Annotated in this window: 11 protein-coding genes; 8 read left to right on the forward strand and 3 right to left on the reverse strand. The window is 51.6% G+C overall.

Going from position 1 to position 12,994, the window contains the following annotated elements:
- Positions 1 to 83 precede the first annotated feature (83 nt).
- Positions 84 to 1,181: a uroporphyrinogen decarboxylase gene (hemE, locus tag HNEAP_RS09620; protein ID WP_012824789.1), complete on the forward strand. Its 1,098-nt coding sequence runs from the start codon at positions 84 to 86 to the stop codon at positions 1,179 to 1,181.
- Positions 1,182 to 1,214: 33 nt separating this feature from the next.
- Here the strand turns inward: hemE and HNEAP_RS09625 are convergent, their stop codons facing one another.
- A complete protein-coding gene (locus tag HNEAP_RS09625) occupies positions 1,215 to 1,817 on the reverse strand; it encodes a hypothetical protein (RefSeq protein ID WP_012824790.1) in 603 nt (200 codons plus the stop codon).
- An 18-nt stretch (positions 1,818 to 1,835) separates the two neighbouring features.
- Positions 1,836 to 4,208: a penicillin-binding protein 1A gene (locus HNEAP_RS09630; protein ID WP_012824791.1), complete on the reverse strand. Its 2,373-nt coding sequence runs from the start codon at positions 4,206 to 4,208 to the stop codon at positions 1,836 to 1,838.
- Positions 4,209 to 4,351: 143 nt separating this feature from the next.
- Here HNEAP_RS09630 and pilM point away from each other — a divergent pair, with 143 nt between their 5' ends.
- The 7 genes from pilM to HNEAP_RS09665 all read left to right on the forward strand — a co-directional run bounded on the left by pilM (position 4,352) and on the right by HNEAP_RS09665 (position 11,234).
- Positions 4,352 to 5,449 (forward strand): type IV pilus assembly protein PilM, encoded by a 1,098-nt coding sequence (pilM, locus tag HNEAP_RS09635; protein WP_012824792.1) that lies wholly within the window; start codon positions 4,352 to 4,354, stop codon positions 5,447 to 5,449.
- Positions 5,446 to 6,036 carry a PilN domain-containing protein gene (locus HNEAP_RS09640; protein WP_012824793.1) on the forward strand — a complete coding sequence of 197 codons (591 nt, stop codon included), beginning with the start codon at positions 5,446 to 5,448 and terminating at the stop codon, positions 6,034 to 6,036. Before pilM ends, HNEAP_RS09640 begins: the two co-directional genes overlap by 4 nt.
- Before the next feature lie 3 nt (positions 6,037 to 6,039).
- Positions 6,040 to 6,654 carry a type IV pilus inner membrane component PilO gene (locus HNEAP_RS09645; protein ID WP_012824794.1) on the forward strand — a complete coding sequence of 205 codons (615 nt, stop codon included), beginning with the start codon at positions 6,040 to 6,042 and terminating at the stop codon, positions 6,652 to 6,654.
- Positions 6,651 to 7,202: a pilus assembly protein PilP gene (locus HNEAP_RS09650; RefSeq protein ID WP_012824795.1), complete on the forward strand. Its 552-nt coding sequence runs from the start codon at positions 6,651 to 6,653 to the stop codon at positions 7,200 to 7,202. The genes HNEAP_RS09645 and HNEAP_RS09650 overlap by 4 nt, the downstream gene beginning before the upstream one ends.
- Before the next feature lie 19 nt (positions 7,203 to 7,221).
- Positions 7,222 to 9,411: a type IV pilus secretin PilQ gene (locus HNEAP_RS09655; RefSeq protein WP_012824796.1), complete on the forward strand. Its 2,190-nt coding sequence runs from the start codon at positions 7,222 to 7,224 to the stop codon at positions 9,409 to 9,411.
- 71 nt (positions 9,412 to 9,482) lie between these two features.
- The gene (aroK, locus tag HNEAP_RS09660; RefSeq protein WP_012824797.1) at positions 9,483 to 9,986 is read left to right on the forward strand and encodes a shikimate kinase AroK; all 504 of its coding nucleotides are present in this window, start codon (positions 9,483 to 9,485) and stop codon (positions 9,984 to 9,986) included.
- Between the two features lie 210 nt (positions 9,987 to 10,196).
- On the forward strand, positions 10,197 to 11,234 hold the full coding sequence (locus HNEAP_RS09665; RefSeq protein WP_012823370.1) for an IS5 family transposase: 1,038 nt from the start codon (positions 10,197 to 10,199) through the stop codon (positions 11,232 to 11,234).
- A gap of 371 nt (positions 11,235 to 11,605) precedes the next feature.
- Here the strand turns inward: HNEAP_RS09665 and rpoS are convergent, their stop codons facing one another.
- Positions 11,606 to 12,637 carry an RNA polymerase sigma factor RpoS gene (gene rpoS, locus HNEAP_RS09670; RefSeq protein WP_012824798.1) on the reverse strand — a complete coding sequence of 344 codons (1,032 nt, stop codon included), beginning with the start codon at positions 12,635 to 12,637 and terminating at the stop codon, positions 11,606 to 11,608.
- Positions 12,638 to 12,994 lie beyond the last annotated feature (357 nt).

Consider the following 12,994-nt stretch of genomic DNA (forward strand, 5'->3'; position numbering starts at 1 on the left):
CGACTTGCCTTGACCCGAATTGCGCCGCACGCAGCGCACAGGTTCGGCGTGTTTAATTTCTACTCTGCCAGAGACACAGCAGCATGACGCCAGACATCACCACATCAACCGCCACGGCGACGCTCAAAAATGACCGCTTTATTCGCGCATTGCTTCGCGAACCGGTAGATTGCACCCCGATCTGGATTATGCGCCAGGCTGGTCGCTATCTGCCGGAATACAAAGCCACACGGGCAAAAGCAGGCAGCTTTATGGATCTATGTCGCTCGGCAGAACTCGCATGCGAAGTCACACTGCAACCACTTGAGCGCTTTGATCTGGATGCCGCCATCCTGTTCTCGGACATCCTGACCATCCCTGACGCCATGGGGTTGGGACTGACCTTCTCAGCCGGAGAAGGCCCCGTCTTCGCAAACCCGCTGCGTGACCGTCGATCTATCGAGCAACTCCCTCTGCCCGACCCCGAAGGCGAGCTGCGCTACGTTATGGACGCAGTCAGTACCATCCGTGGCGCATTAAATGGCCGGGTGCCGTTGATCGGTTTTTCCGGAAGCCCCTGGACGCTGGCCACCTACATGGTAGAAGGCGGATCGACCAAGGAGTTCGCCCACATCAAAGGCTTGATGTACAGCGACCCGGCGAGTGCGCACCTCCTGCTGGACAAACTCAGCACGGCAGTGACCGACTACCTCAATGCCCAAGTTCGACGGGGCGCACAGGCACTGATGATTTTCGACACCTGGGGCGGCGTGCTGTCTCCTGACAAATATCGGGAATTCTCACTCGCCTACATGAATAAAATCGTCAGCGGCCTGATTCGTGAGCACGAGGGTCAACGTATCCCCGTCATCCTTTTTACCAAAGGTGGCGGAGCCTGGGCACCGGAAATTGCCGCATCAGGCGCGGATGGCGTTGGACTGGACTGGACTGTGGACATCGGGGCCGTGCGGCAGCAGGTTGGCGGAAAGGTCGCCCTGCAAGGCAACCTCGATCCCAGCGTGCTGTACGCACCAGAGGCGGTGATTGAGCAGGAAGTGGCGCGTGTCTTGAGCTCATACGGCCAAGGTAGCGGCCATGTATTCAACCTGGGACACGGCATTCACCAACACGTCAACCCGGATAATGTCAAAGTACTGGTCGATGCCGTACACCGCCTGAGCCGCCCCTACCACCAGTCCTGAATCGTGCCGCGGCTGCAAGCCGCGATCGCCGAATCAACTCGTAGGTGAAATCAGTGATGCGAGCTTTGCAGCAGAAGCACGTGTCATTAGCGCACCGCGACTATTCGCCACTGGGGCCTCCTTGATATCGTCAAGACCGAACACCACCAGATCGAAAGGCACATCGAAAGCCACAAAACTCAACACGGGGACTCGAGTCTGTCGCCCACTCCGATATTGATAGCGGCGCTCAGACTCAGCAAACGGAATGTTCTTCGCCAGTAAAAACGTCATGACCGATTCAGGCGTATCCGCGAATAAATGCAAGGTCACTTTAGATTGTCGATCCGCCGTTCCCGTCAACACAGAGCCCACTAAACGCGGCGAGAAGTCGCTCAAAAAGTCCATGGCCTTCATTGCCTCGGCACGCAGGTTTCGGATTACTTCCTGCTGTTCCGGGCGAAAAATCAATTGATACTGCCGAATCTCCGCCTCCAGGCGCTCGCAATCCACAGCGGCAAATCGCTGATCGATCGGCTCACCCAAACGCTCGGCAGCTTTACGCAGAGCGGTGAGGCGGTCGAGTGTCGCATCTTCGACGCACAATCGTGTAGCAAAAGACAAAACAGCTGGAGACACCGGACCGGTTGCTGCCATTACGGTCACCTCACACGATCAAAACAAATCATTCATCAGATTCTGCGGCACCACGTCCGCCGGAATCGGGGCGGAGAGCCCGGATTCATCCGCAGGACCACGTGTTGTATCGAAATACTCACGCACGCCACCAGAAGCGCCTTTTGGCAACCGATTTCCCGTATCAGGATTGATCATGACCTCGGTCACACCGGGCGGTGGCACATGGGGCTTATCCGTCGGCGGTGGCAGCATGACCTTCATGAAATCAGTCCAGATGGGTAAAGCCGCAGTACCCCCAACTTCGCGATGCCCCAATGGTGAGTTGTCATCGAAACCGACCCACGCCGTGGCGACCCAACCCGGCCCGAAACCCGTGAACCAGGCATCACGTTGCTCGTTGGTTGTGCCTGTTTTCCCGCCAATATCATCTCGTTTCAGGGCACGATAGGCGCGAACCCCCGTACCCATCCGCACCACATCACGTAAAGCAGAACGCATCAAGAACGCATTTTGCGGGGTAATTATTCTCGGCGCGACACTCGGATCGGGCGAGTCCATCGGGCAGGTATCGCACAAATTAACCGAGGGATGGCTATAAAGCACCGCGTTATCTCCGTTGTCGACCTCGGTAATGACATAGGGTGTAATCCGGAACCCACCATTCACAAACGCAGAGAAGCCGCCAACCAGCTCCAATGGTGTCAAGGTATAACTACCCAAGGCCATTGAAGGGGTAGGCGACCAATTTTGAGTGGGCAGCCCAAAACGACTGGCATATTTGAGTACATTTTCGGGCCCGAGTGCTTCAATTAAACGGATCGACACCAAGTTGACGGAATGCACCAAGGCCATCCGCAAACGCATTGGGCCACCGAAGTGCTTTTCATAATTCTGCGGACGCCAATCGACCCCTTCTTTAACACCGTTCTTAACTACCACCGGCGAATCGTTGATCATCGTTGCCAAGGTAAAACCATGATCCAGAGCAGCTGAATACAAGAATGGCTTGAAACCTGATCCTGGCTGACGCTCCGCCTGAGTTACGTGATTGAATTTGCTGTCATGCGCGAAATCGAAACCGCCGACAAGTGCGCGAATAGCCCCCGTTTCGGGGTCCAACGCGACAAAGCCCGCGCTGGCCGCCGGTATTTCTGCAAGCATCCAATGCTGGTCAGCCTCGGCCTGCAAACGAATCAAATCACCCGCCTTGAGCACATCACCCATCAGCTTCGGCTTGGGACCGCAATGGTCCGTCGATTCGTAACGACAAGCCCAACTGACCGCATCCATTCCCAGACTGTTTTTTGAACCATCGGGCATCAAAACAACAGCCGTTTTAGGATCAACCGACAAAACCACCGCCGGAATCAACCCACCGACCACAGGCGTATCCTGGAGTTTATCCAAAAGCGCTTTAGGGTCGGAAAGCAACGATCCCCAATGATCCTCCGCACCGCGATAACCGTGACGGCGGTCATAAGCTATCAGACCATCTCTGAGTGACATTCGCGCTACTTGCTGCGCCTTCGGATTGATTGAGGTGTGAACAACAAGCCCCATTTCGTATGCCTTCTCACCATATTGGGCAAACAATTTTTGGCGGATCATTTCTGCTACGAACGGTGCACGTGTTTGTATTTCAGAACTCGCAAAAAGGTGTCCCGGTAGGGGTTCTTGCATGGCCTGATCATAAGAAGCTTGATCGATTTTCCCAAGCGCAAGCATGCGCCCAAGCACGTAAGCGCGCCGCGCTAACGCCTTATCGGGATTGGAAACAGGATTCACGGACGAAGGAGCCTTGGGCAATGAGGCCAGCATAGCGGCCTCAGCGACCGTCAACTTATCCAGTGACTTGCCAAAATAAACCTGGGCAGCGGCCTTGACGCCATATGTCCGATTTCCCAGAAATATTTTGTTCAGATACAACGTGAGAATCTGCTCCTTGCTCAATGTGTGCTCTATCTTGATCGCCAAAAGGATTTCCATCAATTTGCGGCTATAGGTTTTCTGCCTACCCAAAAAGAAATTGCGGGCGACCTGCATCGTGATTGTTGAGCCACCTTGTCCTTTGTGACCCGTCTTGACCAACTCATAAGCAGCGCGGAACAGGCTTTGAACATCCACGCCACCATGTTCAAAAAAACCACCATCTTCCGCAGATGTGAACGCATCGACGACAACTTTAGGCAATTCAGCGTAGGTAACCGGGAAGCGGCGTTTTTCACCAAATTCGGCGATCAAACCCCCGTCAGCGTCGTAAATTCTCATCGGAATTTGGTATTGGACTGCCGCCAGATCCTGAACATCAGGCAGTTGATTGTTGTATATTTGATACAATATACCCACCCCGCCGACGGAAAAAATCAACAAAAAACCAAACACATACACAACAAATTTGATAAGTTTCATTTAGTTCAATTTAGCCATGTTTTTTTGCAACGTTGGGTGCAAGATTACAAGAATATTCGACAAACCCACAGGTTTTGCCCTAGGATGCGTCGGTGGACTACAAAGTGCGCGCGCAACCTTAGCGCACACTCAAAGGGAAGGGAATGATCGTGCCATTATTTAGCTCAAAAAATCCACGTCTCGGCGTTGATATCAGCTCGACCGCAGTCAAAGTGCTGCTGCTGGAGAAACACCGAAACGGCTATCGACCGGTTGGCTTTGCCATCGAACCCATCTCACCCGGGGCGGTTCAGGACAAAACCATTACAGACACGGACGTTGTCGCAGGCGCCTTAAGCAGGGCGTTGTCACGCTCTAGGGCCAAAACCAAACACATTGTCATGGCCGTGCCAACCAGTGCCAGCCTCAGCCGGGTGCTTAACATAAGCAATCCCGGCAATGAATTCGAACTGGAAGAGCAGGTCCGAATGGAATCGGATCAATATATCCCCTTCCCTATTGACGAAGTCAGTCTTGACTTTGAACCACTGCGCCCTGAAGCAGGATCAAAACAGAAAAAAAGACAACCCAATGAAGACAGCACTATGCAGGTCATCATGGCGGCCACGCGCACAACTAATGTTGAAGCTCGCGTTGCCGTAGCTGAAGCGGCAGGGCTATCGGTCGATGTCATGGATGTTGAGTCGTTTGCCATACAAAATGCCTTCACAGAAATCATCGCCCCAACCCTAACAGCTGAAGATCGCGCCCAGCCCATCGCATTACTGGATGTGGGCGCCAACACCACCACAATCAATGTGTTCAGTGGTGATGACATCATCTACAGCAAGGAACATCCATTTGGCGGCAAACAGCTAACAAATGAAATTTCCATGTTTTACGGCCTCTCACCAGAAGAAGCGGAAGAAAAGAAACGCAACGATACTTTGCCCGATGACTACCATCGCAAAGTACTGCAACCCTTCATCGACAATATGGCGATGCAAGTGGAGCGGTTCATTCAGTATTTCTATTCAGAAACCAATCGCGGCACCATCGGACTGATTCTACTTGGCGGCGGAACCGCAAATACCCCGGGCGTTATCGAACGGATTAACAATGAAACCGGCATACAAACGCGCAGTGCAAATCCGTTTGTTGCCATCGGCCAAGGATCAAGAATATCAGCAGAGTTGCTCGCCAATCATGGCTCTTCAATGCTGGTTGCTTGTGGCCTCGCTTTACGGAGTTTCGACCAATGAGAAAAATCAATCTCCTTCCCTGGCGAGATGAACGCCGCCAGACCTTGCAGCGTAATTTCGTTCTGCATCTTGCGGGTTCAGTGGTCGCGGCCTTGATTATCGGTGGTGGCATTCACCTGTACGAACAGAACCAACTCGACTTCCAAGATCAGCGCAATCAATACCTCAATGGTGTCATCAAGGATCTGGACAGGAAAATTCAATCCATCAACGAGCTGAAAAAGAAAAAAGCCGAATTGATCGCACGCATGCAAGTGATCGAGAGACTGCAATCGAGTCGCCCTGTCATTGTCCACTTGATGGAGGAGTTTGTTAAAACACTGCCCGATGGCATTCAGTTAACCGACATCTCGATCAAAGGCGACAAAACCATATCCATTCAAGGTTATGCCGATGCGCAGGCACGGGTTGCCGATTACCTTCGCCAACTCAATGGTTCAGATTATATAGACAGCGCCATTATTGTCGGCTCGGGTATTCTTGCTCAAAACCCTGACAAAAAAGGACCTTCTTCAAATCGATATGTATTCTCGATTACTGCATCGGTTAAAACACCGAAATCCGCCGATGCGAATAAGGAGCAATAAGAGATGGATCTCAACGAACTAAAAACCCTGGATTTCCAGACCATCGGTCTCGCGTCGCTCGGGACGCGAATGGTTATCTTCCTTTTTGTCATCGTATTGATTGTTGGTGCAGTCATTTACTTCGACACCATGCCTCAACGGGATGAGCTTGCTCAAAAGCAACGCCAAGAGGCAAGTTTGCTCGAAACAATTGGAACAAAACAAAAGTTAGCCGCAAACCTCAAGGCTTATCAGGATCAGCTCAAGGAGATGCAGACTCGTTTTGGTGAGCTGCTCAGACAACTGCCGAACAAAAGCGAAGCAGAAAATCTGATTATCGATGTTGCACAAACTTCTCTTAAGAATGGCCTTAAGAACCAACAAATCCAACCGGGTCGAGAAATCAAGCACACCTTCTATGCGGAGATGCCCTACACGCTCACTCTGGAAGGCACCTACAACCAGTTGGCAAAATTCATTAGTGACACGGCAAACCTGCCCAGGATTGTGACTTTGCACAACCCAACCATCAGGCCGGAAAAAGGAGATAAACCGGACATGAAGTCCCCGCCGCTTGTGATGACCATTGTGACCAAAACCTACCGTTACCTTGAACAAGGTGAAGGAGAAGGCAAATGAGGCACAATCAACCTTTTGCCCACAAGAAGAAACTACGATCTGCCAAATGGATGTTCGTGTTAGTGCCCGCCACACTCATGCTCAGTGGTTGTGCGAATAACATGAATGATCTGACACAAAAGGTAGATCGAATTCTCGCCAGACCAGGTGGGCAGATCGAGCCCATTCCTGAAATGAAACCCTTGCCAAAATTCAGTTATGTGGAAACCAAGGATCGCACACCGTTTGCGCCAGCCGTTGCTCAGACTGCGAACAAAGGAAGTGGCATCACACCGGATATGAACCGTCCCAAAGAGCCCCTAGAAATGTATCCACTGGATGCACTGGCAATGAAGGGGGTACTCGAACGCAAGGGCACAAAATACGCACTTGTTCGAGATGGAGATGGTGTCATTCATGAAATCCAGGTGGGTAACTACATGGGCATGAATTACGGCAAGGTCGTCAAGATCACGACCGACAAGATCACGCTCGAAGAAATCGTGCCCGACGGACAGGGCGGCTGGCGCAAGCAAACTGCGATTGTCCAGCAAAACGCGACCAAATGATTCAAGGGGATAGAAAGCAATGAACAGCGTTATGGATGCAAAAACACTTTATCGACCACTGACCCGAGCCATTCGGCAATCCTTGGGCGTATTATCGATATCAATTCTTATTCCCGCCATTGGTTATGCAGGCGACATCAATACGATTAGTACCGACCGCACAGCGGATGGTTCTATTCAGGTGCACTTCAAACTTTCATCGCCGTTATCAGGAAGCCCAGACAACTTCCAGATTGACAACCCGGCTCGTGTCGCGATTGACCTGCCTGACACAACAAACAAAACAGGGGAACGGACTCAGAAGATAAATCTGGGCCCGGTGAAGTCCCTGATGATGGCCGAAGCCGGGGGTAAAACACGTGTTGTATTCAACCTCACCCAAGCCACCCCTTACGCGATTAACCCGCAAGGCAACGAATTAACCGTTACCTTCAAACCCGCCGCAACAAGCAACACGACAGCAACTGGATTGGCGGTCAGCACCATGGCTGACAATAATCCTGCTACCGCGATGGACCGTGGGCAAAGCATTGATTTCCGCCGTTCAGCTGATGGTGCCGGTCGACTGCTCATCCAGACCTCCGGCCCGAATGCGCCCATGAAAATGCGCAGCGAAGGCAGCAATATCATCATTGATCTGCCGAACACTCGTGTCGAGTCCGGTCGTTTTGGCGTAAAAGACTTTGCCACCCCAGTGGAATCTGTAGATGTCCGTCCAATGGGAAGCGGTAGTCGCATTACTCTGAAAACCCGCAACGCAGGCGAGCACATGGCTTATCAGACGGATAACCGTCTGGTCGTTGAAGTCAAGCCCGTACCTAAAGCTGAAGGCGCACAGAATGTCGGCGAGAAAAAATACACCGGTGAACGCCTGACGCTCAAATTCCAAGACATTCAGATTCGCCCACTGCTGCAACTCATTGCTGACTTTACTGGCAACAACATTGTCGTCAGTGATGACGTGAAAGGTTCTATCAGTTTGCGTCTCGAAAATGTCCCTTGGGATCAGGCACTCGACCTGATCCTGACGACCAAAGGCTTGTCCATGCGCAAAAATGGCAATGTCATGTATGTAGCGCCAACAGCAGACATTGTGGCGCGCGACAAAGCTGAAATTGAGGCGCGTCAACAATCTCAACAACTCGCACCTCTTTCAACAGATATCATCCAGATCAACTACGCAAAGGCAGATGATATCTACAAGCTACTTGAATCAGCCTCCAAAACGGGCAAAACATCTGCGGATGGCAAAGGTGGTGATACAGCGCAACGTTTCATCAGTGACCGAGGTAGCGTTACAGTCGACCCTCGCTCCAATAGCCTGATTGTCACCGATACCGCCAGTGCGCTTGACCGCATCCGCGATCTCATCCACAAACTCGACAAACCCGTCAAGCAAGTTCTGATTGAAACCCGCATCGTCATTGCGACCGATAACTTTGCCCGTCAACTGGGTGTTCGCTGGGGTGTGCAGGCCGGGTTCAACCGGGGCAACAGTACTTTTGGTTTAGGATCTACAGCACCCTTAGTCGCATCAGGAACAAGTTTGCCGACAGCGGGAGCATCTACGGGTACGGTTGGCACAGCGCCCACTGACTGGATGGTTAATACCCCAATCAGTGGCACCCCTGCCGGCAGTTTAGGTCTCGCCATTCTGGGTTCTAACGTGCTGCTTGATCTGGAGCTCTCTGCACTTCAATCCGAGGGCACCGGTGAAATCGTCTCCAGCCCGAAAGTGATAACCACCAATGGTCATACGGCCTTGATTTCTCAAGGGACCGAGATTCCGTACATTGCGACTCAAACGGCCGGTGGTGTGGCCAGTAACACGGTCAGCTTCAAGAAAGCCGTCCTCTCAACAGAGGTCACTCCGCAAATTACTCCGAACAACAATATCATCATGGATATTGACGTTAAAAAGGATGAGCCGGATTATACCAATCTGCTGCCTGGGACAACCAATCCGCCAATCAATACGCGTGAGGTCAAAACCAAGGTCGAAGTTAAAAATGGCGAGACCGTTGTACTTGGTGGCATCTATCAGTTTGAAAACAACAACTCGATTAACAAGGTGCCTTTCTTTGGAGACTTACCAGGCATAGGTAACCTCTTCAAAAATAAAGAAGTAAAAAACCAACGTCTTGAATTGCTTATTTTCGTCACACCGAAAATCATCAACAGCGACCAATCACTGGTAAACAACGACTAAGCCCCAACGGGTTTCACTCGAAGCAAACCCCGCCCATGCGGGGTTTTTCATTTCTCACTTAAAATAACCAAATGAACAATATTATTCTCATCGGCCCCATGGGGGCAGGCAAAAGTACGATTGGTAAACTGCTAGCCCACAGCATGAATTTGCCTTTCTTTGACTCAGATAAGGAAATCGAGCATCGAACGGGCGCAACCATTCCTTTGATATTCGAGATTGAGGGCGAGTCAGGATTTCGGGATCGGGAAGTTGCGGTTATCGATGAACTCACGCAAACCTCCGGATGGGTTCTGGCTACGGGAGGCGGAGCGATTTTGCGTCCGGAGAATCGGGCAGTATTTACCGAGCGCGGCTTCGTGGTTTATCTACACGCTACCGTTCAGCAACAGGCGGAACGTACCGCAATGGATACCCAGCGACCGCTGCTTCAGACAAAAGACAGAGTGGGCAAATTGAACGAACTGATGACGAAGCGCGAGCCGCTCTACCGCGAGGCTGCCGATCTTATTATCGAAACAGCGGGGAAATCACCGAAGTTGGTTGTGGACTTGATACGGCAATATCTGGACTGAATGCGCCATTGGTGGCGACAGGGTTCAACAAAGAGAGAGGACGTCTAGTGACAAATTCTCAATGCAAAAGCAAACAACTCCGTCGGACCAGTCGTGACTGGTGGGGAGGCCACAAACAGCGCGCCGCTCACTACGGGGCACCTCGAAAAACCTCAGTCATGCAATTTTGGGTAAAATTCTCCCATGTGATTGTTTGCGGAGCCGACTGGGATGAAAAAGCGTAGTGCCATTAAGACGGACCTGTTTGCTGATACCCATCACCGAGATAAGCTTGACACGTTGGGCGACCCCTTGGCAGAAATCGAAGCCTGCATCGACTTTGCCGCCCTGGCGGCAGAAGTCGATCGCATTGCGCCGCGGCCCGTCAGTGTTCAAGGCGGTCGTCCGCCGTACCCGACCGAGACCATGGTGCGCATTCTGGTCTTGAAACGCCTGTACAACCTGTCCGACGAACAGATGGAATACCAACTGCTTGACCGCATGAGCTACAAGCGCTTCTGTGGTCTGTCCCAGGCAACCAACATCCCTGATCGCACCACCGTGTGGACCTTCGAGAACCGGATCGGCGAAGTCGGAGCCCAGGTCATCTTTGATGGCGTCACCACACAACTCTTGAAGAAGGGCTTTATCGCCCGTGGTGGCCAGATCATTGATGCTACGCTGGTGCCAGCGCCGAAGCAGTCTTTTTCCAAGGAAGACAAGGAACAGCTCAAAGCGGATGCGATGCCGGCCGACTGGCAACCGGGCAAGCGCCGTCAAAAAGACCTGGATGCGACCTGGACCAAAAAGCATGGCAAGAGCCAGCACGGCTACAAGCTTTCAGTGAATGTTGACAAGAAGCACAAGTTCATCCGCAAAATCGTGACGGACACGGCCAGTACCCACGACAGTCAGCATTTCGATGCAGTGATCGATCCGGCCAATACGAGTCGGGATGTCTACGCTGATCGGGGTTATCCGTCCGAAGAACGCGAACAATGGCTCAAGGCAAATGGATACCGGAACCGGATTCAGCGTAAGGGCAAACGGAACAAGCCGTTATCCGAAGCTCAACAGGGACGCAACCATCGCATCGCCAAAACACGCGCCAGGGTCGAGCATGTGTTCGGTGCCATTGAGCAGATGGGGGGCAAGCTGCTGCGCACCATTGGTCAGGCGCGGGCAAACTTTGCGATGACAATGATGGCGGCCTGCTACAACCTGAAGCGGCTGGCGTATTTCCAGCGAGTGGGCATCACGGCTTTCTGACGCCAGAAATGGTTAGAATAGCCGATACCCGAGGCGATTCGAGGTAAAAACGGGGCGGCATCGTCGGAAAAGCGGTGTTTTGCCTGAGAGATTGAACAGAATTCGGTCGCTGTCATCATTGCGCGCCGGGATTCATTGAAAACCTCGGGTTATTCGAGGTGCCCTTCAGTATATCTCCATAGTAGCCGACGGTCCTCTCTATGAGGCCGGTTTACCTAAATGATTCCTTCAGGTCTTAAATTATTACCCACCTAAGCTAATTTTGCAGCGATAAAAAAACCGCCTCTCGAAATGAGTGGCGGTTTTCCTCTGAATAACTCGGATTATACCAAATCTTGTGCGCCGACTAACTCAACGCCGCAGAAGACAGATCAGTCGGGAAAAATAACTTCGGCGGTAACACCAGCCTTTTTAGCCAGTGATTTCAATCGCCGCACTGCTTCCAACTGAATTTGCCGAACGCGTTCGCGTGTTACGCCCAAATGGTTGCCCACTTCTTCGAGTGTATGCGTTTCGTACCCGCGCAATCCATACCGACGCACCAATACTTCTCGCTGCTTGCTCTCAAGCTGGGCGATGAGTTGATCGAGAAATCCATGAACGCCAGCATCCTGCAATAGTTCATCTGGCTGGTTGCTTTCCTGATCGGGTATCAGGTCCAGCAACGAGAATTCCCCATCGCCTTTCAGCGGGCTATCGAACGAGGACTGCCGCTCGTTGAATGCCATGATTTTTAGCACTTCATTTACGGGTCGGTCCAGGTGATCAGCGATTTGTTCAGCGGTCACTTCGGCATTCTGGTTTTGCGCAATCTTTCTGGCCGCTCGGTTAAAAGTATGCACTTCCTTGACGACATGCACTGGCAAACGAACGGTTCTGGATTGATTCATCAAACCGCGTTCGATCGTCTGCCGAATCCACCACGTGGCATAGGTGGAAAAACGAAATCCGCGCTCGGGATCGAACTTTTCGACCGCTCTCATCAAACCGATGTTTCCTTCCTCGATCAAATCAAGCAAATCGAGGCCTCGATTCATGTAACGTCGCGCAATCTTGATCACCAGGCGCAAATTGCAGACGATCATTTTTTGTCGTGCGGATTCATCACCGCTTTGCGCTCGCCGTGAATAAATCACCTCTTCTTCCGCCGTCAGCAAGCGCTCGGTTTCAACATCACGAAGATACAAGCGAACAGGATCAACCGACTCAGAATCGCTGGCACTAAAGGTCGTTGTCAGTTCTTCCTCATTTTTCTCCGGAGAGTCAATATCGTCGTCCAACTCGACATCATCCACAGCAAGCAGTTCTTCTTCGTCCACAGGATCAGGTGCTATCCGTTGACGTGTTGAAATCTGAACGCCGTCGCTGCCGACAGACTTTTTGTATTGCGTCACACTACCCATGGATGGCACCTCGCATATAAGAAAACCCGAGTCAATTAGTTGTATAACTTTTGCATAGGAAAACAGCTTATTCAAGAGAAATAATTCAAAAGAACAGCGGAATCTTGATAACAACCTAACCGAATGCACAAGTTATGCACATTAAACAACCCTCAAGAGAGAAAGTTCCACCCTTATACAAATAAAATGATCGCCGAGACACCGTGTCATCTGGGCACCCTCTCGATCCTCTGGAAAACAAGCAATCTTCACATCAACCACAGTCCGAACTCTCACAAAAGGTTATCCTCTCTGGCTGCATAACCTACTGCCCCGCAAGAACCAAATCCGCCTTCGATATTTTGCTTGGTGGATAGA

This window comes from Halothiobacillus neapolitanus c2, assembly GCF_000024765.1.
Taxonomy (GTDB): Bacteria; Pseudomonadota; Gammaproteobacteria; order Halothiobacillales; family Halothiobacillaceae; genus Halothiobacillus; species Halothiobacillus neapolitanus.